Raw genomic sequence first — 23,981 nt, 5'->3', positions numbered from 1 at the left:
CATGCAAGGTTTGATCTATGGCGCGGTTTTATCCGCATTGCTCTGCAGTTCGGCGACCGCCGAAGATACTGGCGGCGTTGCCTTTCAGAATAGACTGGCAGCATGCGTGACGGTCAAAGCCGCAGAAACTGAGACGATAACGAACCTCGTTTCGGTCAGAACCAGTTTTCAATTATACAAGCCAATTGGTGACTGCGGATGTTTCTCGGCGCGGGCAGCCTATATTAGCAGCGTCAATATAGGAGGCGCGCGAGAAGTATTGCAGCAAGGCGTTATCGTGATCAATAAGAATGCAACAAAGTCTCTTGTTCTTGCGAGCGAACCTGGACTGGCCGCCAATCGGGAAATCCAGATCCAGTTGACTTGCGCAAGTCCAACATAGGTCAAAGCTTTCGCCACTTACTTTCAATACTGCGCCGAAAAGGATCTGACGATGCTCAGAAAATTTGTTCTCCTGGCGATTTTTATAGCGACGACGTTTGGGGCTAGCGGGATGATTAACGGCTGGCCAAAAACTGCGATAGTGAGGTGCACCCCGAGTAGCCAAAGAAATTGTCACTAATTGACGCTGGATACGATCCCTGCAATTATTTGAATCGGATATTTTCAATTCACAGGTTGATCATATGATTCGGCTGGCTGAGGCTCCGAGTGCAAAGTTCGGTTTATAGGCTCAGGATTGTATAATGCTAAAGTGACGTGCCAGTTTCGAAAACAAATACAGAAAAATGACCAGAGGATTAAACCTCTGGCCATTATCCTACTGCTATACTCTCTATCGAGAGTTAATGGTCCAGAAATCCTGCCAATCCTGTAGCTTCGAATAGTCGCTTTCAGCAGTCTCGGAATGTGGAACATAGAGTTGGTCGATGACGTTAACGATGCCGGAAACTTCGCTTTCCGGAATCTTCGCTCCCTTGCTCGATGAGATCTTTCCGTCGGCCAGCTGCGGCGCCATGCCCTCTTCCGTCATCATGTAATGCACGAAGAGCTTCGATGCATTCGGGCTTTTCGTACCAGATGCGATAACGGCAACGCGTGGTGTCAGCTGTCCGGCCCAGGGCTTCATGCCCGCGCAAATGCCCATCGTGTAGCCATTCTTCTTGGCGTCACGGAAGATTGAGGTGCTGAGGAAGCCCATAAATGGCTTTTCCTGCCCCTTTGCACCGATGATCGGACCGACTTCCGTATCGCTGCGTGTAACGCTCGGACGGTTCTTGGCGAAGCGCTTGACCCATTCGGCAGTCGCGCTTGCTTCCTCGGTTTTCAGTGGCTCACCCAAGAACTCTTCATATGCCTTGCGCATGGCTTCATCATCATGCTCGGCAATCTGATTGAACCAGAACATGGTTTCGTTGCGCAGAAGCGGATCAGGAATAGCAATGCGGCCCTTCCATTCTTCCGTGGTCAACGCCCAGATATTGTCGATCGGGCACTTATCGCCATGAACATCAGAGTTATAAGCCCACACCCATGGATTGAGACTGGTAATGGCTGGGTTCTGATATTCCGCCGGCACCTGATCCTTGAGATCGACGGGAAGCCAGCTGAGACCTGCGCCCTGAACGATGATTTCCGACGTAACTGATGGTAGATTGCTCATGTTGAAGACGTCCGTGCGAACATTGTTCGCGGCCGCTTCACGCAGAATGACCTGCTCCTGGTTCTGGCCGTTCATCTTCACGCCTGTAGCCTTGACACCGTATTTTGCGGTGAAGGCTTCAGCCATGGTGACGATCTTGCCAGTGGCATCCACAACGGTAATGCCAGGCTCTTTCTTGGCCGCTTCAATCAGTGCGTCGAGCGAATAATCTGCATCCTTGATACCGATTTCAGCGACAGGCTCTGCGAAGGCAGCTGTGCTTGCCAGAAGTGCGGCACTCAATGAAAGGGCCGCATATTTGCGAAGGGTTGAACTCATTATTTCCTCCAAAGTTGATAGTTATTGTTTGAAAGCGAAAGCATCGACGCGCATTCGATACGCCTCTTTTCAGTCGCTGATGCGCTTGCCTTCTCTGTCGAACACATGGACGTGACTGCGTTCGACATGGAACCAGATTTCATCGCCAGCCTTCTGGGCTGGAGCATCTGCGACGATTGCAAAAAACTGCTCGCCATGAACTGACATTTCGACGATCCAGCTACCGCCGGTGGGCACGATATCGACCACTTTGGCCACACATCCCTGCTCAACAGGCGTATCGCTGAGTGGCACGGATTCCGGCCGGATACCGACGGAACCGACATTGCTTGCCGCAATGCTCTGCGCCTTGAGGTAATCGCGTGCCCATGTCGCCAACGCGCCGTTATTGCTGTCATTAAGCTCGATGATATTGATCGGCAGATTGCCGATGAATTCAGCCACAAAGCGATTGGCCGGCCGCTCGTAAATGTCGTCAGGCGTGCCGAGCTGTTGCAACTCGCCTTCGCTCATCACCGCAATCGTGGTTGCCAATGTCATGGCCTCCCACTGGTCGTGGGTTACGAATACGACCGTCGACCCCATCTCCTGATGAATACGCTTGAGTTCCGCACGCATTTCGAGACGCAGTTTCGCATCGAGATTGGAAAGTGGTTCATCGAGCAAAATAATATCGGGCTTAAGCGCCAGCATACGCGCAAGCGCTACGCGCTGCTGCTGACCGCCAGACATCTGCGCTGGCAAACGGTCGCGATAACGCTCAATGCCAAGCTTCTGCAGAACGTCATCGATAATACGCTGACGCTCAGCCTTGGCTACCTTATGCAACTTCAAGCCGAACTCGACATTCTGTTCGACCGTCATATGCGGCCAAAGGGCATAGTTCTGGAACACCAGCCCCATGCCACGCTTTTCTGGTGGTACATAAATGCCGTCATCCACCGATACGATCTTCTGACCATCAACGAGGATCTGACCTTCGGTTGGATATTCAAGACCCGCAATCATGCGGAGCGTCGTCGTCTTGCCGCAGCCCGAAGGTCCAAGCAGGCAGAGAAACTCCGACTTTGGAATTTCGAGTGAAAGCTTTTCAATTGCGGCGCGGGCGGCTTTGCCGTAGCTCTTTCTGACATCGCGAATAGTAATGCTCGACATTATTTGCCTCCCAATCCGTCAGACAATTTGCTGTTGGTGAGTTTTTGAACGATGACCGTGCCGCCAAAGGCGATGACGCAGATCATCAAAACGACTGCATTCGCGGCCTGGCTATAGCTGTAGTCGACGAGGCGCAATGCATAGGTGGTGAGAACATCCGTGCCCGGCACAGCCAGCACGACGACGAGGCTCAAGCCTTTGATGCCGGAGATAAACGGCAGCAGAATACCAGAAACCAGAGAGCCTTTCTGGATCGGCGCGACAATCGAAACCAGACGACGCCAGAAACCGGCACCCACGATCTGGGCCGCTTCTTCAGGCGCTTTGCCAAGCTGCATCATTGCAGAGATACCCGCGCGCGATGCGAATGGCATCTGATCGGCAAGGATCGCGAGAACCAGCAGGATCGGCGTTCCGTAAAGGGGCGGGAAGCGGACCACGCTGCACTGCAAACATCGTGAGATAGGCCGCAGCAAAGGCAATGCCCGGAACCAGATAAGGCAGGAATGTCACCTGACGCAGGAACGTGCCAACAAGCGAAACAGGCGTGCGAGCCACGACATAGCCGACCAGAAGACCAAGCAGACCTGCACCCAAAGCAGCCGAGCCGACGATCCACAACGTGTTCCAGGTCGCTTTCCAGAACTCGCCTGTCAAGAGGATGCCATTGCTCATCGCGGTGGTGTTAAGATCGGTGCTGAACTGCCCCCCATTTCGACCGGACAGTCGGCATAAGCAGAAAGGCTCAAGCACAGGCTTGGGTATAGGCTTATGTCTAACGAGTATCGACACGTTGAATTGCTGACGGGTGATGTTCGCCGCAGGCGGTGGACAACCGAGCAAAAGCTGACAATCATTGAGCAGAGTTTCGAACCAGGCGAGACGGTATCGTCCACCGCTCGCCGCCATGGCGTCGCGCCCAATCTGCTTTATCGGTGGCGCAGGCTCTTGAGCGAGGGAGGTGCTGCAGCTGTGGATTCTGACGAGCCGGTGGTCGGCAATTCGGAAGTGAAGAAGCTGGAAGATCGCGTCCGCGAGCTGGAGCGCATGCTCGGCCGCAAGACGATGGAGGTCGAAATCCTTCGGGAAGCCTTGTCCAAAGCAGACTCAAAAAAACGGATATCGCGGCCGATCTTGTTGCCGAAGGACGGTTCGCGATGAAGGCCGTCGCAGACACGCTGGGCGTATCCCGTTCCAACCTCAACGAGCGGCTGAAAGGCAGATCGAAGCCGCGCGGCTCCTATCACAAGGCCGAGGATGCAGAGCTTTTGCCCATCATTCGCAGGCTGGTAGATCAAAGGCCAACCTATGGCTATCGGCGGATCGCCGCGCTCCTCAATCGCGAAAGGCGAGCCGCCGATAAGCCTGTCATCAACGCCAAACGGGTCCATCGCATCATGGGCAACCACGCCATGCTGCTGGAAAAGCACACAGCCGTTCGCAAGGGCCGCCTCCACGATGGCAAGGTCATGGTCATGCGCTCCAACCTGCGCTGGTGCTCGGATGGGCTGGAGTTCACCTGCTGGAACGGCGAGGTCATCCGTCTCGCCTTCATCATCGACGCCTTCGACCGCGAGATCATTGCCTGGACGGCGGTCGCCAACGCGGGCATCTCCGGCTCAGACGTGCGCGACATGATGCTGGAGGCGGTCGAGAAACGCTTCAATGGAACCAGAGCCCCACATGCAATCGAGCATCTCTCGGACAACGGCTCTGCTTACACCGCGAGGGACACGAGGCTGTTTGCGCAAGCACTCAATCTGACACCCTGCTTCACGCCGGTCGCCAGCCCGCAGTCGAACGGCATGTCGGAGGCCTTCGTCAAAACCCTGAAGCGGGATTATATTCGCATCGCAGCACTACCGGACGCAGAAACAGCGCTCCAGTTCATCGACGGATGGATCGAGGACTATAATGAAATCCATCCACATTCCGCGCTCAAGATGGCTTCCCCTCGGCAGTTCATCAGGGCTAAATCAAACTAGCCGACCTGTCCGGTGAAATGGGGAGCACTCCAGGTGCCGATCCAGAAATCCAGCGTGAAATTATCCAGCGTGAAAACGCCCGGCACACGCATAACCGTCGTCAGCAAAAGCGCCATCAACGGAATGAACGCGCTGACAACGAACATGAGTGCGGCGAAGCTGAATGCAGGTACACGGAAGCGCCCAAGGTCTGTCTCACGGTTCATCGAGCCCTTATTGCCAATAGTGACGAAACGGCGCGCTTCCTTGAGCAGATACATATCGAGGAAGATTGAAATGCTACCAAGCACGACAATGGTTGCCGCAAGAACGGCACTCATGCCAGTCTGACTGGTTGAAATTGCACGGAAAAGAGACGTCGCCAGAACGTCAAAACCAACCGGCACGCCAAGAATATAGGCAACACCAAAGTCGCCGAGGCATTTGGCGAAGATCAGCGTTGAAGCCGACACAAGCGAGGGCAGCATCAATGGAAGAATGATGCGGCGCGCAATCAGCAATTTGCCTGCGCCCATGACACGGGCTGAATCTTCAAGCGTGGAATCAAACTGCCGCAACGCATTGCCGAAAAGCAGGATCACGAATGGCGTATAGTGCATGGCCAGGATGATCGTGATTGGCAACATGCCGTAAGCAAGCCAATCAGGTGGCGAGAAGCCCAAAGCTTCCATCCAGCTTGGCTGACCACCGGTGGTGCGGTTTTTAAACAGGGTCAGCCAAGCCAGTGCGAAGGTCCACGAAGGCAGCATGTAAGGAACGATCAATGCTGTCGAGAACCACTTCTTGCCCGGCAAATTTGTGCGACTCAAAAGCCATGCGAGTGGAATGCCTGTGACAAGCGCAAAGGCAATCGAACCAAGTGCGATGATTGCTGTGTTCCAAAGCGGACGCCAGAACACATCGGTCGAAATCGCCGAGAAGAACGCACGGTTGAGATAATAAAAGGTCAATTCACCAATCTGCTGGCCCGAGCGTGCCCGATCAGCAAATTGGACAATCACTGCATCTGACAAAAGCAGCACGATTGGCGCTGCAATCAGATAGGCAAAAACGATTGCCAGCATAACCCCGATCAGTGTCGTGGGGTCTGCATTATAGACCTTATATTTGTAGGGTAGTTGCTTGTAAAAACTCATTATTTTATCCACTTTGAGCCGAAGAGACTCCGACCGAAACCCAATCGGGTTGCAGTTAACTGTGTTCTGGCTTGCTGCGGGAGCTGGCACTCAGAGAAATGCCATGCGAATTGATCGCTTGCTGCGAAGCGAATTATGGAGGCGGTGCGCCAGCCTTCTCGCTCACCTCACGCACCACGGACCACGCGGCTGCATAATCTATGGGAATGAAGTGATCGTCGCCCTGAAACTCGGCTCTCATTTCAGGCGTGAATGTGAAATTGAAGAAGCAGCGCTTCATCTCCGCCACGAGCGACGGCGCAAGATTGTGAGCATAAGCAAATGAAGAGGTCGGAAACAGATCGCTCTGATAGATCAGACGAACGGCATCACGCTTCACAAGCCCCCGCTCGATCATGCGTTCAAGTACATCGGAGGCAACAGCCGCCATATCGTAATCACCGGCGACAACACCGAGGATCGATTTATCGTGTCCGCCCGACATGATAGGCGCATAGTCCTGCCCCGGCGTGAGACCTTCTTTTGGAAAGAGAGCGCGTGGCGCGACATTGCCAGAATTTGAGAACAATGATGCATGGGCGACGCGATGCCCTTTAAGATCACCCAATTTTTCATAGGGCGAGCCCGCGCGCACGACCGCGACCAGCCTATAGCCGCGCATCTGATCGCCAGTGCCTTTGGCGGCAAAAGGAACCGCACCTGCACGATTGACCGCCTCAATTGTCGGCCCTGTAGAGAAGCCCGCAAAATGCAGGCGTCCTGAACGCATCGCCTCAACTTCATCAGCACTGGACTGAATCGGATAATAAACGATCTGCCGTCCAAGGCAGGCTTCAAGATGCTGGGTGAACGGCTTAAAGAGCCGAGCATAAACCGCCGGGTCTTCGATGGGCGAATAAGCCCATACGAGTGTTTGCGGATCACGCCATTGGGAAGCGTCTTTGGGAGTATCTGCGACAAGGTCGCGGTTCTCGTCGCAATAACGCTCATCCAGCGCACCGCGATAAGCGCAAGCAGCATCAGCAGCATTCGCATAAGCGATGCACAGCTGAAGCCCAAACAAGGTCATGCCGATACGACATGCCAACCCGCGCCAGAACATTTTTTCCTCCCTGGACACTTGCTATGATACAAGTGCCGCAGCCTCATCCAGTATTTTCTCAGATACTAGCAATTCTAACTGTCAGAATCCTGTCGTCCCGAAAACCTTGAATAGAATCGTCGAACACAACATGCGTATCCTTCTTGTAGAAGACACAATCGATATTGCGTTTGCTATTGCTTCAAAGCTTGAAAAGGAAGGCCACTCTGTCACGACTGCCTATGATGGTGTGCAGGGGGAAGATCTGGCTGTGAATGGCTCCTTTGATCTGATCGTACTCGACATCAACCTTCCGGGACGTGACGGTTTTGCCATCCTGCGCAGTATGCGAGAACAATCCTTGTCATGCCCGGTATTGGTGATCACCGCTCGCAATCAGATTGCCGACAAGATCGATCTTCTCGAGCTTGGCGCTGATGATTATCTGGTAAAGCCCTTCGATCTCAGGGAGCTTTTTGCCCGTATCAGAGCCGTCGCAAGACGGCATATGGGCGTGGCACAGCCGGTTTTGCGGATCGGCGAATTATCGATCAACCTAACACAAAGATCAGTGATGCAGGGTGACGGGCCACTGGATTTCGGGCGGCGGGAATTCGACGTTCTGGAAATGCTTGCCACCCGTTTCAATGTCACGGTTCCAAAAGATATGCTGGTTCTGAAACTGTTTGGCCATGAAGATACCGGCACACCCAATGCTATCGAACTGCTGGTTTCACGCGTGCGGAAGAAGCTCGAGCACAGCACAGTTGAGATTGTTACACAACGCGGCGTGGGTTATTTGCTCCGGCTTAAAGCGCCGCAGCTCTGATGGTCAAAGGAGCCGCAAACAGGGAATATTCGATCCAGCGCCGCATTTTGGTGGGCAGTGGATTAACGCTGCTTGCCGTCACCGTTCTGCTCTTCTTTCTTGGTCGCTGGTATGCGCATCGTGCAGCCGATGAAGCATTCGACCGTGTTCTTGGAGCGGCGGCCCTATCGATCGCAGACACGATAACTCTGCAGGATGGTGCGCTCAGCGTCGATCTTCCACACTCGGCCTTTTCCATTCTGGGCACTTCGCGCCTCAATCGCATTTTCTATCGTATCGTAGCACCCGATGGCAGCCTCCTGACCGGTTCGCCTATTCTCGGGCTCGAAATTCCGCATGGCAACAATAGCCGCATTCGCCTCAGCGACAGTGTTTATCGCGGTGAAAAAGTACGAATTGCTGCAGTCGCACGCTATCACAGCGACGCAAGAGGCGGCGGCTGGGTCGATGTTCTGGTGGGTGAAACGCGCGAAGCGCGGAGGCAGCTAACCTTGCAACTAAGCCTCAACACTCTCTTGCCTGCGCTTGGAGTGGCTTTGCTCGCACTGGTCCTTATCTGGCTCGCAATCCGGTTTGCATTCAGACCGCTGCGAACGGTTGAGTTTGATCTGCGCCAGCGCTCCTCATCCGACCTTAACCCGGTTGCCGGTCCTATTCCCAAGGAAGTCAGCGCACTTGTCACAGCGCTCAATGATTTCATGGGGCGGCTGAACGATGTGCTTGCCGGATTAAAGCTGGTCACAGCCGATGCAGCACATCAGATGCGCACGCCACTTACCGCCTTGCGTGCCCTGACCGAACTGTCATTCGAAGAAACTGATCCAGACCGGCAAAAGGAAATCCTTGCCCGTGTCCATACCAACTCCATAAGCGCAAGTCTTCTCGCAAATCAGCTTTTATCTGAGGCGACGACGCTGCACAGTATTCAATCGCGAAGGCTCGAAACGCTCGATCTACGGCAGGTTACACAGGAAGCAGTCCGAAGACTGCGCGCTGAAGGCAGTTATTTCGATCTGCAACAAACCATCAGCTTTGATATGCCCGATGAGCCGCTCTATATGAGTGGCGAAGCCATCAGCCTCAGAGAAATGATCCGCAATATCGTCGAAAACGCACTTATTCATGCGCCCGGCCCTGTTACTATCAGCCTTAGCCAGAATGGAGCTACGATCACCCTTGGTGTTCATGACAGAGGCGCAGGGCTTGCGACCGACATGAAAGACCGTGTCTTCGAACGCTTCGTCCGAGCAAATCAATCAAAGCCCGGTTCCGGCCTTGGTTTGTCGATAGCAAAAATGGTTGCGGAAGCGTTGGGCGGCCAGATTAAACTGCGCGACCGCGAAGGTGGTGGAACAAGCGTGCTGGTGACATTGCCCGCAACGACACCGGAGCCGCGCGCATGAAATGCATTATCCTGCAATTCTGTGCCGTTCTGATATTGATTGTTCCTTCATGGCATAACACGCATGCGCAAAATGACCCGGTCTCAAAACCCGAATTTCAGATTGTCGGCGACATCGCACCCGGAACCATAGCCCCCGTACAGGCTGGTCTTGCCCGTCAATTGCTCGGTGTGAACATTGCTTATCGGCAGATCAGACCGGGTGAATGGACTTTGCGGCTTCTTGCTGGCGCTAAAGAAGCGAGCACCGCCGATCTCGTTATCCTTTCGACGCCCGATCTTGCGGTACTCATCGCCAATGAAGGTGGCGCGCAACCAAAAAATGGAATTGTTCGCAATGCAGGTTTAGCACCACAAGCTCATTGGCGTAGCGAATTGTTCAGCATCGGTTTCGATCCAGCGGTGAGCGTTGTCAGACGTCGCGCGCTCGACAATGAACTGCCAACGACACGCATTGAACTTGCACGATTGTTAGAGCAAAACGCACCGCGTTTTCAACGGCGCGTCGGCGTCGTCAATATCGGCATTGATAATGTCAGCTATACGCTGGCGGCTCAGGATTCGATCCGCTCTCCATTATTCTGGCGTATTGTCCGCGCCTTCGGCGCATCGCAAGCGCGTATTTTCGACACGAGTGAAGAGCTATTACAGGCATTGTCGGCTGGCAGCATCGATCTTGCCTATAACGTGTCGTTGTCAGACGTGAGCAAATGGCAATATGACGCACGGGATTTTACAGTGATCATACCACAGGATTACGTCGTCGCTCTACCCTGGACCGCGCTCATCCCAGACCGAAGTAGACACGCAAACATTGCCGAACAGGCAATCACATATCTTCTGTCTTCTAACGGTCAGGCGATCCTTCAACAAACTGGTCTTGTATCGGAAACGAGCCCTTCGGATGTAGCATCGCTGCAACCTGTCGAGCTTGGGCCGGAGCTTCTGGTTTATCTGGATGGATTAAAACGAAGCCGCTTTCTCGACACTTGGTTTCAACTCACTGTTCATGAGTAACAACACCAGTCAACAAATCCTGACAATGACTTATCCGGGTTAGGAGTATTACTCCTTCGTCTTTCGAATGGATAGCAAGAACACCGTCACCCTCTTGCCATCGGGACGAAAATCGAGGGTGTTGGGGGCCTCCAAACCTCCATACTGGCTTGTCAGCTCGTACAATCTGAATCCCACTGAAAATTCAGAAAGTTGGACAGATTAATTGGTTGGCACTCCGTCTTTGATCTAAAGACACAGGTAAGATGCTCTGGTCCGACCAAAGGCGAACCGCTTAATTTCCAGGTTGCCAGTCAAAAATGCAGCTGTCGCCGGAGTGCCTCTCCGACGAACATAAATTAATCTCGATTTCGCTAAATTACCATTATCTTGATCCAGGAAACAACAAATCGAGAAATCTTGCGGCAGTCGGTTGGGGCTCATGATTAGCAAGCCCCGGACGCTCATTGGCTTCAACGAAGATATAATCCGGGTTTTTGGGTTGCTTGACCATGAAATCGATCCCGACAACGGGAATACCGATTGCCCGGGCAGCCTTACAGGCAGCATCAACAAGGTCTCTATGAACAGTAGCTGTAACGTCGTGGATCGTACCGCCTGTATGAAGATTGGCCGCCTTGCGGACCGTAATTTCGCGATGATCCTCCAAAACAGAATCGAGCGACAGACCTTGTTCCTCCAGGCATCTTTTCGTTTCAGCATCTACAGGAATACGGCTTTCTCCGCCTGTCGCCGCAGCGCGTCTGCGGGATTGTATCTCGATAAGCTTGCGGATTGTTGCTTTGCCATCGCCGACCACCCGTGGCGGGCGGCGAACCGCAGCTGCAACGAGCTGGTAGTCTATTATCACCAGCCGAAGGTCCTCGCCTTCAAAACACGCCTCCAGCAGCACACGGTCGCACACGGTTCGCGCCTGTTTGATCGCCGTTCGCAGGTCTTTCATGGTCGAAATCCCGACGGAAATGCCTCTTCCCTGTTCGCCCCGGGCTGGTTTCACCACCAGCTTGCCGTGATGCTTTAGAAAATCTTCCAGCGCACCGTCATTCGCTTCGGCGGCAATCTGCTCCGGCACTGTCAAACCCGCCTTCTCGACGACACGCCGCGTCACGGCCTTGTCGTCACAGATCGACATTGCGACACCAGATGTCATTTCAGATAGGCTCTCACGACAATGAACCGAGCGTCCGCCATAGGAGAGACGGAAAAAGCCACCATCGGCATCGGTCACTTCAACCTGAACACCACGGCGCACCGCTTCATCAATAATGATGCGGGCATAGGGATTGAGCGCGTCAAAGGATTCCAGATGTGAGGCGAAGAACTTCTCATTTATTGCGTTCTTGCGCTTGATCGCGAAGAGCGGAACACGGCGAAACCTCAGCTTTTCATAGAGCCTTATAGCATTCTCATTGTCGTGCAGAACCGATAGATCGATATGGCTCAAACCACGAGCCTGAAAATGCTCGGCAAGTTTACGCACCAGTTTTTCGCCAATACCGGGCTGTCGTGCTTGCGGATGGACCGCAAGACACCAGAGCGAAGCACTGCGATCAGGATCGTCGAAAAGACGCTGATGATCGATACCCGTCACAGTGCCAACAATTTCGCCGGTAGCATCGTCCTGAGCCACAAAATAGGTAACAGCACGGTTGTCTCGCTCCGATGAGAAAAAGTCGGGACGCAGTTGAACCATGCCACAGGCCGCATAGACGGCGTTGATGCCTTCCGCGTCCACTTCGGAGACTGCACGACGGATGGTTATGCCGCGTGTCCGCCGCCCGCCCGGGCGATAGGTAGCAAGTTCAATCCGATACGTATGCGACGGATCGAGAAATATCTCGTGTGGTGCGAGCGACAGCAGCACATGAGGATCGCTGACGTAAAAGACGATATCGCGGCTTGCTGGTGCTTCCGCCCGCAAAGCTTCCACAATGGCCTCATTGGTTTCGAAGGTCTGCGCGAAGAGCAGCCGACCCCAGCCACAATCGACAAACACATCCTGCTTGCGATCTCCGCTTCCCGTCTTGTCGTGGCCATGCGCATGTTCCTGATAAAAGCCAGCGCTTTCAGGCGTACGCAAGCGCGTTAGACGGTGCGAAAAGGCTTTGCGACCTTTCGCTTTCTGCCGGGTCATATCCACCTCACCGGTTTTCCGCATTTCATGCCTCCTGCGTTTGCAGCCACATTTCAAGGAGGCCAACCTGCCAAAGCTCCGAACCGCGCAACGGCGTTATGTGTTCGGACGGTTTTGCAAACAGGCGTTCAAGATAATCGCGTTGGAAAAGTCCGCGCTCCCTCGCCTTTTGTGAAGAGAGGGCATCTCGCAACATATCGAGATAAGGGCCATCGATGTATTTGAGCTGCGGAACCGGGAAATATCCCTTCTTGCGGTCGATCACTTCGCTTGGAACGACCTTCCTCGCCACATCCTTGAGGATACCCTTGCCGCCGTCACGCAGTTTTTCCTCCGGCGGAATGCGGGCGGCAAGCTCGACCAGCTCATGATCCAGAAACGGCACCCGCGCTTCAAGCCCCCAGGCCATCGTCATGTTGTCCACGCGCTTGACCGGATCGTCCACGAGCATCACATTCGTATCGAGCCGCAGCGCACGGTCGACAGGCGTATCCGCTCCATCCTGCAGCAGATGTTCTTCCAGAAGGTCCTGACTGTAATCACGTTCCGGCATCCATTCCGGCGATAGCTGCGTGACGAGAACGTCGTGCGAGCGGTCACGGAACCCTTTGGCATAGTCGCTGACGACATCGTTGGAATCGACTAGCGGTGGATACCAGTGATAGCCGCCGAACCCTTCATCCGCGCCCTGTCCCGACTGGACAACCTTGATATGCTTCGAAACTTCCTTGGAAAGAAGGTAGAAGCCGACATTATCATAGGACACCATTGGTTCGGACATTGCCGCGATCGTTCCCGGCAAGGCGTCCATGAGGTCTGCAGAAGGCACAAAGATCTTATGATGTTCGGTCCCGAAATGCTCGGCGATCAGATCGGAATAGACAAATTCGTCGCCTTTTTCCCCGTTTGCTTCCTCAAAACCAACTGAAAAACTCATCAGGCCCGATTGACCTGCCTCAGCCAGCAGACCGACGATCAGGCTTGAATCCACCCCTCCGGATAAAAGCACGCCGACCGGCACGTCGGAAATCATCCGGCGCTTGACAGCGACACGCAGCATGGCGAGCAATTGCTCCTGCCATTCCTCGCGGCTCAACGCGCCGTCGCCGGGTAGACGACGATAAGGCGCCTGCCAATAGACGCGGTCAGCAAAACGTCCATTCGGTTCATAGACACGGATTGTCGCCGGGGGGAGCTTTCGAACACCATTATAGATCGTGCGTGGTGGCGGCACCACGGCATGAAAACTCATGTAATTGTGCAAGGCCGCGCGGTCTATCGAGGTGTCGATGCCGCCTGCCTTAACCAGAGCAGGCAAAGAAGAGGCGAACCGCAAGGCACCGGCCACCTCGGCGATATAGAGCGGCTTGATGCCGAAGCGATCACGCGCCAGGATAACCCTGCCGGTATCGCGTTCGTGAATGGCGAAAGCAAACATGCCAAGAAAACGCGTAACGCAGCTTTCGCCCCATGCATGCCATGCCTTGAGAATGACTTCTGTGTCACCGTCGGAGAAGAACTTGTAGCCCTTCTGTTCCAGCTCTGTGCGCAATTCGCGGAAATTATAGATGCAGCCATTGAAAACAAGCGTCAAACCGAGGTCGGCGTCGATCATCGGTTGCTGCGATTTTTCGGAAAGATCAAGGATTCTCAATCTTCGATGCCCGAAGCCGATATTGCCCCGGACCACAATCCCGGATGCATCGGGCCCGCGAGGACTGAGTACATCCGCCATTTTCGAGACTGCCGAAACTGACGGGGAACGACCGTCAAACCTGACTTCTCCGCAAATACCACACATAAAAAGGGTCGAAACCTCCATTATCAGTCATAAACAAATGAGGCCGTCGCATCTTTCATGGCGACGGCCTGCATAATTGCAAATGCGGGAGCGCCGGGATGGTTCCCAACTTTTTAGTTTCCGTTATGCGATCTTTCGGACCGTTTCCGCTTTGGAAAGCATATAGTTTTCGGCGGAAACCATATGTTCAAACGCGATGAGTCGCGCATCTTCGCTGCGATTTTCGACAAGCGCCGCCAGCAATCGATGCTGAAAGATGAGCCCTTCTTCACGCGAGGCTGGCGTGGGGTCCGCATAAATTGCGCGTGCGATTGGCAGGCTTCGCAGCAGGTTATGGGTCAATCCGCAGATGAAGCCGAGCAGGCGGTCCGGACAAAGTTGCGCCAGCAGGGAATGGAAATCCAGCTCCGCAACACGCTGGCGATACTGGTCGTCGAGATCAACTGGTGGACGGTCATAAATCCGCATTGTGTCTTCTAGTCGGATGATCTCGTCCTCGGTCAGCCTTCCCGACAGGATAGCCGCGACCTCCGGTTCAAGAAGCTTGCGGATAGCGTAGACTTCCGCAAGGCTCGGATGGTCGAAGAAAAAATAACTCCCAAGCATTTCCATTGCGTGCTGGGCGGAAGGTTCGGCCACAAAAGCCCCGCCCCCGGGACCGCTGCGCGTAAAAATCAGACCCTGCGTCTCCAGCGCCTTCATCGCTTCGCGCACAGTGCCCTTGGCGGCCTTGAACTGGTCAATCAGTTCCTTTTCCTGTGGCAGTCGATCTCCCGGCCTCAATGCATCGGAACGGATAACATCCTTGATACGGTCGGCAATCTCTTCCGGTCGCCGACGGACCTTTGCCGCCCTCGCGCGATATTGCGGTTCGTGATCGGAATTCAGGCCCATTTTGACCATATCCTGCTACTCTCTCCTGATGCGCGGCGCGCTTTCCACGAGTTTTCGTGTATAGGCATGTTCAGGTCTGGCAAAAAGAGCGCTTGCGGTTGCTTCTTCAACGATTTCCCCGAAATACATAACCGCAACCCTGTCGGAGATGGCTTCCACCACAGCAAGGTCGTGACTGATGAAGAGATAGGAGAGACCAAACTCTTTCTTCAGTTGATCCAAAAGCAGAAGAACCTGCGCCTGAACAGAGACATCCAGCGCGCTAACCGGTTCGTCGAGCACGACGATTTCCGCTTCAGCCGCCAGCGTGCGCGCAATGGCGATACGCTGGGCCTGGCCCCCGGAGAATTCGTGCGGAAAGCGTTTCAGCGTATCCTTGGGCATATGAACGGCGTCCAACAATTGGATCATGCGTTCCTGCCGTTGAGTTGGATCGAGGCCGCACAGAAGCCTGAGGGGTGTTTCCAGGATCTGCCCGATTGTCTTTCGGGGATTGAGCGACGCGACAGGATCCTGAAACACATATTGTATGACCTTGCCAAATGCCCGTGCGCCGGCATTTCGCAGTTTACGCGCATCGCGGCCAGCAATCGTCATCGTACCACCCGTCGGCTCTGTCAGTCCGACAAGCATTCTGGCGAGCGTGCTTTTGCCCGATCCGCTTTCACCGACGATCGCCAAGGTCTCACCGCTTCTAAGATCGAACGAAACATTTTTAACCGCCTCGACTTTGTGACGCTCCTTCCCCAGAAGTGTTCGCCCGCCACCGAAGGTTTTTGTGAGATCGCGAACGCTGATTGCATTTCCGCTCATCCTGTCGCCTTCCCGTTTTCGCGCTTGAAGAGACCCGCCACACGCTCCAGAAAGTCGGCGCCTTGCCCAAGTTCGGGAACGCAAGCTATCAAGCGTTTCGTATAGCTGTGCTGCGGATTGGACAGAACTGCCGAAGTTGTACCCGTCTCGACAATCTCGCCGTCTTTCATCACTGCCACGCGGTCACAAATCTCCGAAACCACTCCGAAATCATGGGTAATAAACAGAAGAGCCATGCCGCGCTCGCGCTGGAGATTGCGCAGCAGTTCAAGAATGTGCGCCTGCACCGTGACATCGAGCGCTGTGGTCGGCTCGTCTGCAATGATGATGTCAGGATCGTTGGCCAGAGCCATGGCAATGCCGACGCGCTGGCGTTGACCGCCTGACAGCTGGTGCGGATAGTGATGGGCCCGCTGTGAGGCGTCCGGAATGCCAACTTTGTCAAGAAGCGCAACCGCCTGTTTCCGCCGTTCACTGGCTCCAACCCGCCGATGCGCCGTAATCGCCTCCTCGACTTGACGTCCGACCGGATACATAGGATGCAACGTCGTCAGTGGGTCCTGAAACACATAAGCAACTCTTGCGCCCCGTGCCGCCGTCAACTCGGTTTCAGACATTGAAAGAACGTCCCGGTCGCCCAGACAGATCGCGCCGTTGCGGATAAGTCCGGGCGGGGACGCCACGAGGCCCATTACTGACAGGGCGGTCACGCTTTTTCCCGATCCGCTCTCCCCAATCAGGCCGAGACATTCGCCGCGTTCAAGTTCGAGTGAAACATTGCGGACAGCGGGGGTGAAATGCCCGCCATTGACGAAGCCCGTTTCGAGACCGGCAATAGAAAGAGCTTTTTGGCCATCCTTGATCATAGGCGATGACCGGTCCTTGGCAATATCGGTTATCGCGCCTGGCCGCCCCAGCGCACCTGACCGCAATCGCGGATCGAGAACATCGCGCACCCCATCTCCCAATACGTTGAGACTGATGACCAACAGCAAGATCATCAATCCCGGCACGATGGAGACATGCGGGGCATTGAACAGTTGCGCGCGGCCTTCGCCGAGCATGGAGCCGAGATCGGCCTGCGGCGGCTGCGCGCCAAGACCGAGGAAGCTCAGGCCCGCCGTTTCGAGGATCATCCAGCCCGCCGTGGTCGACATGGTAATGACGATAACCGGCAGCACATTGGGCAGCACTTCGCTTAACAGGATCGAAACCGGACTTTTCCCGGAGAGCCGGGCAGCATCAATAAACCCACGATGCGCGAGACCAAGCGTAACCCCGCGAACATTACGCGCGAAGAACGGAATATTGACCACCGCAATCGCGTAAAGCGCATTCATCAAGCCCGGCCCGAGCACTGCCACGATAGCCAGCGCCAGCAGGATATAAGGAAATGCCATCAGCATATCGATGCCGCGCATCATCAAATTGTCGGTTCGTCCGCCCGCATAGCCGGCCACAAGACCGATAGCCGAGCCGACGATTGCTGCGATCAGCGTCGCTGCAAAGCCAACTGCAACGGACACACGCGTGCCCCATATGACACGGCTCAGTATATCGCGCCCGAGCTGATCCGTTCCAAGAAGATGTCCTTCGCTGAACATGGGTTTCAATCGCATTGCAGGAGAAGTCGCGTCGGGATTGGGAAGCGGGAGAACCGGGGCCAGCAGAATGATGAAGCAGATCAGAACCAGCAGAAAAAAACCGAAAGCCGCCAGACGATTGCTCATCAGGAGACGCCAGGAGGACATGCGGACCGCCGCAGGCGCGACAGAAATTTCTGGAAGCGCGCTCATCAGCGTATCCTTGGATCGAGCATAGTCTGGATGACATCGGCCAGCAGATTGAAGAGGACATAACTCGCGGCAACCACTAGCACGCCACCCTGCACCAGCAAGATATCGCGGGTGGAAATGGCTTTCACCAGCATGGCGCCAATACCGGGCCACTGGAATACAGTCTCGATGTAGACCGCGCCGCCCAGCACAAATCCCGCCTGAATTCCGATCACAGGAATGACGCTGACAAGTGCGGCGCGAAACGCATGACCGTAAATCACGCGACGTTCGTTGAGACCTTTCGCCCGGGCTGTCCGGATATAGTCCTGGCGAAGCACTTCCAGCATCGCGCCGCGGGTCAGACGGGCGATCACCCCTGCCGCTACCACGGCCAGCGTCGTGGCAGGCAGGATCAGATGCCAGAGCAGATCCTTCAGGTCACCGCCGCCATAAACAGCATACATGCCGGACGCGGGCAGAATGCGCCAATGGACCGCGAAGAGATAGATCAGAAGCAAACCCAACCAGAATGAGGGAATGGAAATTCCCGCAAGCACGATGAAAGTGATCATCCTGTCAGCCCGGCCGAACTGGCGTACCGCCGAAACGATGCCCGCGAGCAGGCCGAAGACTGAACACAGTATCAGTGCTACGCCCGCAAGCACGAGTGTCGCCTGAAATCGCTCCATAACCTCATCCAGCACCGGACGATTGAGCACGAAGGAACGCCCGAAATCTCCATGCAGGAGATTGCCCATCCAGATGATCTATTGTTGCAGCAACGGCTTGTCGAGACCAAGATCGCGATTGATCCGCTCTACATTTTCCGGTGTTGCGTATGATCCAAGCAACGCAGTCGCCGTATCACCGGGGATCATCGCCATGACGAGAAAAACGATGATCGAGAGCCCGAGCAACACAGGAACAACGGCCAAAAGTCGCTTGAGGAAATAGGCTGGCATGAATGCCCTCCCTGCTTATTCCTTGGTTACGTCTTTCAAATGCAGCAGGAAGGACGGCTGCAACTTGAACCCCTTGACGGCAGCGGTCGTGACTGCGTTTTGCTCCCAGTTCGCCACGAACAGCCATGGTGCATCGTCATGGACAATGCGCTGCACTTCGCCATAAAGCTTGCCGCGCTGCTTTGATCGGTCGATGACCGCGCCTTTTCCAGAAGCTCATCCACCTTGGGGTTGGAATAGTAACCGGAATTGAAGCCGCCCTTGTCCGGCAATGCATCACTGCGCAGCGTCAGATAAGGCACCGTGTCCGGATCATTGGTCATCCACGCCATCTCAGCCATATCGGCCTTGCCCTCCAGCCCCGGATTGACCCGGCCAAGGAACGTGTTCCACTCATAGGTTTCTATCTTGACCTTGAAGCCCACAGCCTGGAGATCGGCCTGGATTGCCGCACCCATCGTGATGGGATCAAGCATGCCCGAACCGCCTTCGGTCACATAGAACGTAATTTCAGGATTGCTTGCACCAGCTTCGGCAAGGAGCGCCTTGGCCTTTTCCGGATCATAAGGATAGGGTTCGGTTTTGTTCTCGACCCAATTGAAGGCGGGTGGAATCGGCCCCGCAGCAACAGTTGCGGAACCCTGCAACACATTATCTACAAGGCCTTGCTTGTTAACCGCATAATTCGCCGCCTGACGCACTTTCTTATCCGCGAATGGACCGCTCTTCGCGTTCAGGATGGTAAACCAGACATGGGGGCCCGCCTGTTCGGCGACCGCGAAATTCGCGTCCTGTTTGAAGGTGGCAAGATTATCTGGCGGCACTTCCACCATGACATCCAGCCCGCCTGCCATCATCTCCGCGACGCGTGTATTGGCATCCGTGATCGGGCGGAACGCAACTGCTTCCAATGCTGGCGCTGTGTCCCAATAGTCGGGATTACGCTCCACCACCACACGCTGGCCGGATTGCCATTCCGCGAACTTGAACGGGCCGGTTCCAGATGGATGACGGCCAAATTCCTTACCGTATTTCTTGACCTCTTCCGGCGACACGATCAGGCCGGTCGGATAGGCCAGATTGGAAAGAAATGGAGCGAAAGGCTCCTTCAGCTTGAACTCGACAGTGTGTTCATCGAGCACATTGACTGCATCAATGGACGAGAAATTGAACGAAAGCGGAAATGGGCCGGTGTTATAGAACGGATGGTCTTCCTTTAGCATTCTGTCGAAGTTGAACTTGACCGCTTCGGCATTGAAATCCGAACCATCATGGAACTTCACACCTTGACGCAGCTTGAACGTATAGGTCTTGCCGTCGTCCGAAACCGCCCAGCTTTCCGCCAGTGCCGGTTCTACTTCCAGCGTTCCGTCCTTGTAGCGAACAAGGCCGTCATAAATATTGACGAGGATGCGGAAATCATTGGTGGCCGTGACTGTATGCGGATCGAGCGATTGCGGCTCAGCAATCTGCCCGACAATCAGCACATTGGGCGGCGTTTGGGCCAGCGCGACTGTGCCCGCCCCGGCGATCGAAAGCGCCATAGCAGTCAGGACGGCACGGAATAACCTTCTCATGGGGTTCCCCTTCATTTGTCAAATCCGTCAGACTCTAATTTATAGGCATAAATCAACAATCATCAATGAATTATCATAATTAATTTTCGCGAGACAAAAAAGCGGGCCTGAGCCCGCTCGCGATTTCAGAAAGTTCAGAGCCTATTCTGCAGGCGTATCCTCGGGTTTCAAATCCTGCTCCGCCTTGCTCGATTTCTGATGCGTGAAACCCTTGAGGCCCTTGGCGGTTTCCTCGGCATCTCGTTTGATCTCGACTTCGCTCATTGCATAATGAACTGCAAGTTTTGCGATGGACGTGAGCGCGCTCAGATGAATGCGCTCATAACCATGCGAGGCATCGACACCGAAGGTCAGCAAAGCCGTGCGCACATCATGCCCCGCCTCAACCGCAGACGCAGCATCGGAACGGTAATAACGGAACACGTCCTTCTGGACCTGAATGTCATGCTCTCCGCAAAGCTCATAGAGTTTTTTGGTCAAATGGTAATCGAACGGCCCGGTCTGGTCCGCCATGGCAAGCGTGACGCCGAACTCCGACGAATTCTGGCCTGGTGCAGTCGTTCCATTATCGATGGCGACCAGCGAGGCAATATCCGGCACAACCACCGCAGAGGCCCCCACTCCAACTTCCTCGCCGATGGTGAACAGCCAATAGCTGTCGACCGGCGTTTCCAAATTGGATCTCTGCATTGCCTCAAGGGCTGCAAGCATTATGGCGACACCCGCCTTGTCATCAAGGTGGCGCGAGACGATAAAGCCATTATCGATGAATTCTGGCGCCGGATCGATGGCGACAATATCACCGACATCGATACCGAGTTGTAGCAGATCATCGCGATTTCGGGCGAGCGCATCGACGCGGAGTTCAACATAAGGCCAGCCGACCGGTTGCGTATCGACTTCCTCATTGAAAGTATGCCCCGAAGCTTTCAACGGCAGGATTGACCCGCGATAGATTCCTTTGCACGAGAAGATGGAAACCCGAGCACCTTCGGCGAAACGCGCGGACCAATTACCGATGGAAACCAGTTCCAGGCGCCCGTTTTCCTTCAGATATTTTACCTGCGCACCGAGTGTATCGATATGCGATACGATCCCGCGCGCCGGTTTCTCGCTCAGACCCGTCCTGCGCGCACGAATAGCACCCCGGCGCGTCAGCATAACCTCAAGCCCAAGAAGCTCCAGCTCTCGCGCAACGTAACGCACGGCTTCGTCAGTAAATCCGGTGGGACTCGGGATGGCAAGAAGCGCCTTCAGTCGTTTTACGAGATAGTCCTGATCGATCATAATTGCGGTCTGCATCTTTCATGTTTCGCAAAACAAGACCCTAACGTCAACGTGTCATCGGCGCCTTGGGGGCGCTTTCGATGACGATCATTAACGCAAAAGGAGCTAAGCAATGGCATCCTCCTTGGGCGATATCCAAATTCCAGTCACAGCGTGAGACGGGGGCTGCCGATTGTCTGTCGGAGCGCTTGAGATTGAACCCTGGAAACGCTAGCGAATCCTCTTGCTTGTGCGAGACATTTAAAAAATCAATGCGCGAAAGTTCCTTATTCCTGGCAAATAGTTTTGACGATCATCGCTGCACATGGGAAAAATAGCGGCTAAGCTCAACGGAGCAACAATACACCCGCGAGATTGTTCATGATCAATGGATGGCTGTCGTGAATCGGGAAATAGTCTGGACGTTGTCATTGTTGATAGTCCTGATTGTCAGCGCGGCCGCGGGCGCATTTTTACGGGTCCGGCTCCCCGCTCCACACCGCAGCAATGAATCCTTGGACTTTCTCCGAATTGTAACTGCACTCCTGGCAACCTTTGTTGCGTTGGTTCTGAGCCTGCTACTGGCTTCCGAACTGGCTTCCTATAACACAGCCTCTCATGACCGTAATCATTATGCCGCAAAACTGACGCAGCTGGATGGCTGCATGAGAGATTTCGGTCACGAACTGGCAGAACAGCGGCAGCAATTGCACGGTTACACAGCGGCAGTCATAGCAAGCACCTGGCCCGACGAACCGCACCCTACAGGCGTGAATTATCCCGACACGTCGCAGTTTCCGCTCGTGGGAGAAGTCCCTGTGCTCACGGGCGTGATGAACGAGATCGGCATTGCATTGGCAGCTTTGCAACCACAAGACTCGCTACATAAAGCGCTTGCGACCCGTTGCAAGGACATCTTCGCCGCTGTCTCCGCAGCCCGCTGGACCGTTATCGAAGATACCCAAGGGGCGCTTTCAGAACCTTTTGTTGGGGTACTGGTGTTCTGGCTCACGATGATGTTTCTCAGTTTCGGCCTCCAGGCGCCGCGAAACTCCCTATCCTTCTGCATCATCGCAATTGCTATAGCGTCGGTAATAAGCGTGGTGTTCGTTATTCTGGACCTTGATCTACCGTATGGTGGAATTTTTGGTATCTCGAGCCACTCGATGCGCCTCACACTTGCCGACATGTTGCGTTGAACAGCGTGTCAGCAGACACATGGGGAGTTTCTCGACCCAATCGTGGTTTCGACTGTTTGCCATTGTAAGAACCGGCCCTGGTTCCAACCTGCTGAAAAAACTGAGCGGCCCACCGATCCTTTCGCTATTTGAATAATCCAATCCCACAAACTGATTGCCAGTCAAGATTCGACATCCTCGCTTAATCATTCGAGTGATATGCTATCGCTGAGCATAATTAATCAGTGCTAAACATCGCTGCGTTAATGGGGGGGTAGTTTGATTCTGGACAATGAACGTCGACAACATCCTGTGGGACAAGGTTTTTTTCATTCTGGCTTCATCCTTGAAGACAGAGAAATTCGCCTGTCTTATGTGTATGACTGCGGCTCTATGGCTGCATACAAGGGTGAACGCGACCGGGAGATCGATAGCTTTCATCGCCAAGCTGCAAATTTAAAAACGCTGGATCTACTTTATCTTTCCCATGTTCATGCCGATCATATAAACGGGGTCGAAAAGCTATTAGAAACGGATGCTATCGCTCATGCCCTGGAACTGGACACAGTATGCTTGGCCACATTTCCGCTATGACGTGTCTGCACTCGCGGCACTGGAACAGCGATTTCTGCTCTCCTCCGGCGAAGTCTCGGCGCTGTGCGTCACATCGATCCCGATGACCGCGATCGGCTGCGCATCGAACTAACGGTTTCTAGCCAGCCATCAAGTTTCGCCGATGACTTTGAACGGATCATAGATTGAAAGTCCCAATGGCCTTGCGGGCAGCAACCAGCTTCGGAACGTTCACTTCGATTGCCGCGACAAGGATTGCCTCGGATTTTGCCAGGTCTTCGCGTGCGGCGGTCACGAGTCGAGCAATAACATGCGACGAGGGCGTGCGCGCAAGTCCGCTCTGGCCTGCCTTCTCAGCCAAAACGTCGACGTTGTGCCCATTGCGAGACCACACCACTCTGCTCTGGGAAGCGTTTTGCTTTCATCTCGAGCCACAGCGAGCCAGCGTCAATGAATCAAAACAAAACTGATTTGGGAAC

Annotated in this window: 18 protein-coding genes and 4 pseudogenes; 8 read left to right on the top strand and 14 right to left on the bottom strand. The window is 54.5% G+C overall.

Features of this window, described 5'->3' with window-relative positions:
* Position 1: 1 nt before the first annotated feature.
* Entirely contained in the window at positions 2 to 382 is a 381-nt protein-coding gene (locus tag OINT_RS20855) for a DUF2195 family protein (RefSeq protein WP_006469914.1), read from the top strand.
* A gap of 393 nt (positions 383 to 775) precedes the next feature.
* Here the strand turns inward: OINT_RS20855 and OINT_RS20850 are convergent, their stop codons facing one another.
* From OINT_RS20850 to OINT_RS20840, 3 genes and pseudogenes are all read right to left on the bottom strand, one after another.
* Entirely contained in the window at positions 776 to 1,921 is a 1,146-nt protein-coding gene (locus OINT_RS20850; protein ID WP_039853447.1) for an ABC transporter substrate-binding protein, read from the bottom strand.
* Between the two features lie 69 nt (positions 1,922 to 1,990).
* Complete coding sequence (locus OINT_RS20845) at positions 1,991 to 3,076, bottom strand: ABC transporter ATP-binding protein (RefSeq protein ID WP_006469912.1); 1,086 nt, start codon at positions 3,074 to 3,076, stop codon at positions 1,991 to 1,993.
* Positions 3,076 to 3,772: pseudogene (locus OINT_RS20840) on the bottom strand (ABC transporter permease); the annotation flags it as partial. The pseudogene OINT_RS20840 and the gene OINT_RS20845, both read right to left, overlap by 1 nt.
* A gap of 75 nt (positions 3,773 to 3,847) precedes the next feature.
* Here OINT_RS20840 and OINT_RS20830 point away from each other — a divergent pair.
* Positions 3,848 to 5,061, top strand: a protein-coding gene (locus OINT_RS20830) for an IS3 family transposase (protein ID WP_115168607.1) whose coding sequence is annotated in 2 segments (ribosomal slippage) — positions 3,848 to 4,184 and positions 4,184 to 5,061 — 1,215 coding nt in all. Because the reading frame shifts where the segments join, the coding sequence is not laid out codon by codon here.
* A gap of 32 nt (positions 5,062 to 5,093) precedes the next feature.
* Here OINT_RS20830 and OINT_RS20825 read toward each other — a convergent pair.
* A pseudogene (locus OINT_RS20825) lies at positions 5,094 to 6,197 on the bottom strand (ABC transporter permease); the annotation flags it as partial.
* A gap of 133 nt (positions 6,198 to 6,330) precedes the next feature.
* Positions 6,331 to 7,299: a phosphate/phosphite/phosphonate ABC transporter substrate-binding protein gene (phnD, locus tag OINT_RS20820; protein ID WP_006471502.1), complete on the bottom strand. Its 969-nt coding sequence runs from the start codon at positions 7,297 to 7,299 to the stop codon at positions 6,331 to 6,333.
* Here phnD and OINT_RS20815 point away from each other — a divergent pair.
* Genes OINT_RS20815 through OINT_RS20805 form a run of 3 tightly spaced genes read left to right on the top strand, consistent with a single transcriptional unit; the run spans position 7,265 to position 10,526 of the window.
* Positions 7,265 to 8,107: a response regulator transcription factor gene (locus OINT_RS20815; RefSeq protein WP_006469908.1), complete on the top strand. Its 843-nt coding sequence runs from the start codon at positions 7,265 to 7,267 to the stop codon at positions 8,105 to 8,107. The genes phnD and OINT_RS20815 overlap by 35 nt on opposite strands.
* Positions 8,107 to 9,510 carry a HAMP domain-containing histidine kinase gene (locus OINT_RS20810; RefSeq protein WP_006469907.1) on the top strand — a complete coding sequence of 468 codons (1,404 nt, stop codon included), beginning with the start codon at positions 8,107 to 8,109 and terminating at the stop codon, positions 9,508 to 9,510. Before OINT_RS20815 ends, OINT_RS20810 begins: the two co-directional genes overlap by 1 nt.
* Positions 9,507 to 10,526 carry an ABC transporter substrate-binding protein gene (locus OINT_RS20805; RefSeq protein ID WP_006469906.1) on the top strand — a complete coding sequence of 340 codons (1,020 nt, stop codon included), beginning with the start codon at positions 9,507 to 9,509 and terminating at the stop codon, positions 10,524 to 10,526. The genes OINT_RS20810 and OINT_RS20805 overlap by 4 nt, the downstream gene beginning before the upstream one ends.
* A gap of 364 nt (positions 10,527 to 10,890) precedes the next feature.
* Here OINT_RS20805 and ngg read toward each other — a convergent pair whose 3' ends face one another.
* The 8 genes and pseudogenes from ngg to OINT_RS20765 form a co-directional block, all read right to left on the bottom strand.
* The gene (gene ngg / locus OINT_RS20800) at positions 10,891 to 12,684 is read right to left on the bottom strand and encodes an N-acetylglutaminylglutamine synthetase (protein ID WP_006471500.1); all 1,794 of its coding nucleotides are present in this window, start codon (positions 12,682 to 12,684) and stop codon (positions 10,891 to 10,893) included.
* A 1-nt stretch (position 12,685) separates the two neighbouring features.
* Positions 12,686 to 14,461 carry an N-acetylglutaminylglutamine amidotransferase gene (locus OINT_RS20795; RefSeq protein WP_006471499.1) on the bottom strand — a complete coding sequence of 592 codons (1,776 nt, stop codon included), beginning with the start codon at positions 14,459 to 14,461 and terminating at the stop codon, positions 12,686 to 12,688.
* A gap of 123 nt (positions 14,462 to 14,584) precedes the next feature.
* The gene (locus OINT_RS20790) at positions 14,585 to 15,364 is read right to left on the bottom strand and encodes a FadR/GntR family transcriptional regulator (protein WP_006469903.1); all 780 of its coding nucleotides are present in this window, start codon (positions 15,362 to 15,364) and stop codon (positions 14,585 to 14,587) included.
* Positions 15,365 to 15,370: 6 nt separating this feature from the next.
* A complete protein-coding gene (locus OINT_RS20785; protein WP_006471498.1) occupies positions 15,371 to 16,168 on the bottom strand; it encodes an ATP-binding cassette domain-containing protein in 798 nt (265 codons plus the stop codon).
* Positions 16,165 to 17,964 carry a dipeptide/oligopeptide/nickel ABC transporter permease/ATP-binding protein gene (locus OINT_RS20780; RefSeq protein WP_006469901.1) on the bottom strand — a complete coding sequence of 600 codons (1,800 nt, stop codon included), beginning with the start codon at positions 17,962 to 17,964 and terminating at the stop codon, positions 16,165 to 16,167. The genes OINT_RS20785 and OINT_RS20780 overlap by 4 nt, the downstream gene beginning before the upstream one ends.
* Positions 17,964 to 18,908: pseudogene (locus OINT_RS20775) on the bottom strand (ABC transporter permease). Before OINT_RS20775 ends, OINT_RS20780 begins: the two are co-directional and overlap by 1 nt.
* A 15-nt stretch (positions 18,909 to 18,923) precedes the next feature.
* A pseudogene (locus OINT_RS20770) lies at positions 18,924 to 20,485 on the bottom strand (ABC transporter substrate-binding protein).
* 141 nt (positions 20,486 to 20,626) lie between these two features.
* The gene (locus OINT_RS20765) at positions 20,627 to 21,787 is read right to left on the bottom strand and encodes an osmoprotectant NAGGN system M42 family peptidase (RefSeq protein ID WP_006469900.1); all 1,161 of its coding nucleotides are present in this window, start codon (positions 21,785 to 21,787) and stop codon (positions 20,627 to 20,629) included.
* Positions 21,788 to 22,143: 356 nt separating this feature from the next.
* Between OINT_RS20765 and OINT_RS20760 the strand changes: the two genes are divergently transcribed.
* The 3 genes from OINT_RS20760 to OINT_RS24480 all read left to right on the top strand — a co-directional run bounded on the left by OINT_RS20760 (position 22,144) and on the right by OINT_RS24480 (position 23,635).
* On the top strand, positions 22,144 to 22,950 hold the full coding sequence (locus tag OINT_RS20760) for a bestrophin-like domain (protein WP_006469899.1): 807 nt from the start codon (positions 22,144 to 22,146) through the stop codon (positions 22,948 to 22,950).
* 258 nt (positions 22,951 to 23,208) lie between these two features.
* Positions 23,209 to 23,523: an MBL fold metallo-hydrolase gene (locus tag OINT_RS23685; RefSeq protein WP_006469898.1), complete on the top strand. Its 315-nt coding sequence runs from the start codon at positions 23,209 to 23,211 to the stop codon at positions 23,521 to 23,523.
* Complete coding sequence (locus tag OINT_RS24480; protein WP_006469897.1) at positions 23,465 to 23,635, top strand: DUF4172 domain-containing protein; 171 nt, start codon at positions 23,465 to 23,467, stop codon at positions 23,633 to 23,635. The genes OINT_RS23685 and OINT_RS24480 overlap by 59 nt, the downstream gene beginning before the upstream one ends.
* Positions 23,636 to 23,680: 45 nt before the next feature.
* Here the strand turns inward: OINT_RS24480 and OINT_RS20750 are convergent, their stop codons facing one another.
* Positions 23,681 to 23,896 carry a hypothetical protein gene (locus tag OINT_RS20750; protein ID WP_006471494.1) on the bottom strand — a complete coding sequence of 72 codons (216 nt, stop codon included), beginning with the start codon at positions 23,894 to 23,896 and terminating at the stop codon, positions 23,681 to 23,683.
* Positions 23,897 to 23,981 lie beyond the last annotated feature (85 nt).

It is taken from the genome of Brucella intermedia LMG 3301, assembly GCF_000182645.1.
Lineage (GTDB): Bacteria > Pseudomonadota > Alphaproteobacteria > Rhizobiales > Rhizobiaceae > Brucella > Brucella intermedia.
Note: the sequence above shows the minus strand (reverse complement) of the source record. Positions and strands in the feature narration are given on the sequence as shown.

What these genes read in the sequence shown, in the direction of transcription:
- OINT_RS20805 (WP_006469906.1), top strand. Translation starts at nt 9,507, where the DNA reads ATGAAATGCATTATCCTGCAATTCTGTGCCGTTCTGATATTGATTGTT.
- phnD (WP_006471502.1), bottom strand. Translation starts at nt 7,299, where the DNA reads ATGTTCTGGCGCGGGTTGGCATGTCGTATCGGCATGACCTTGTTTGGG.
- OINT_RS20810 (WP_006469907.1), top strand. Translation starts at nt 8,107, where the DNA reads ATGGTCAAAGGAGCCGCAAACAGGGAATATTCGATCCAGCGCCGCATT.
- OINT_RS20780 (WP_006469901.1), bottom strand. Translation starts at nt 17,964, where the DNA reads ATGAGCGCGCTTCCAGAAATTTCTGTCGCGCCTGCGGCGGTCCGCATG.
- ngg (WP_006471500.1), bottom strand. Translation starts at nt 12,684, where the DNA reads ATGCGGAAAACCGGTGAGGTGGATATGACCCGGCAGAAAGCGAAAGGT.
- OINT_RS20785 (WP_006471498.1), bottom strand. Translation starts at nt 16,168, where the DNA reads ATGAGCGGAAATGCAATCAGCGTTCGCGATCTCACAAAAACCTTCGGT.
- OINT_RS20790 (WP_006469903.1), bottom strand. Translation starts at nt 15,364, where the DNA reads ATGGTCAAAATGGGCCTGAATTCCGATCACGAACCGCAATATCGCGCG.
- OINT_RS20815 (WP_006469908.1), top strand. Translation starts at nt 7,265, where the DNA reads ATGCCGATACGACATGCCAACCCGCGCCAGAACATTTTTTCCTCCCTG.
- OINT_RS24480 (WP_006469897.1), top strand. Translation starts at nt 23,465, where the DNA reads ATGCTATCGCTCATGCCCTGGAACTGGACACAGTATGCTTGGCCACAT.
- OINT_RS20765 (WP_006469900.1), bottom strand. Translation starts at nt 21,787, where the DNA reads ATGCAGACCGCAATTATGATCGATCAGGACTATCTCGTAAAACGACTG.
- OINT_RS20795 (WP_006471499.1), bottom strand. Translation starts at nt 14,461, where the DNA reads ATGTGTGGTATTTGCGGAGAAGTCAGGTTTGACGGTCGTTCCCCGTCA.
- OINT_RS20760 (WP_006469899.1), top strand. Translation starts at nt 22,144, where the DNA reads ATGGCTGTCGTGAATCGGGAAATAGTCTGGACGTTGTCATTGTTGATA.
- OINT_RS20855 (WP_006469914.1), top strand. Translation starts at nt 2, where the DNA reads ATGCAAGGTTTGATCTATGGCGCGGTTTTATCCGCATTGCTCTGCAGT.
- OINT_RS20850 (WP_039853447.1), bottom strand. Translation starts at nt 1,921, where the DNA reads ATGAGTTCAACCCTTCGCAAATATGCGGCCCTTTCATTGAGTGCCGCA.
- OINT_RS20845 (WP_006469912.1), bottom strand. Translation starts at nt 3,076, where the DNA reads ATGTCGAGCATTACTATTCGCGATGTCAGAAAGAGCTACGGCAAAGCC.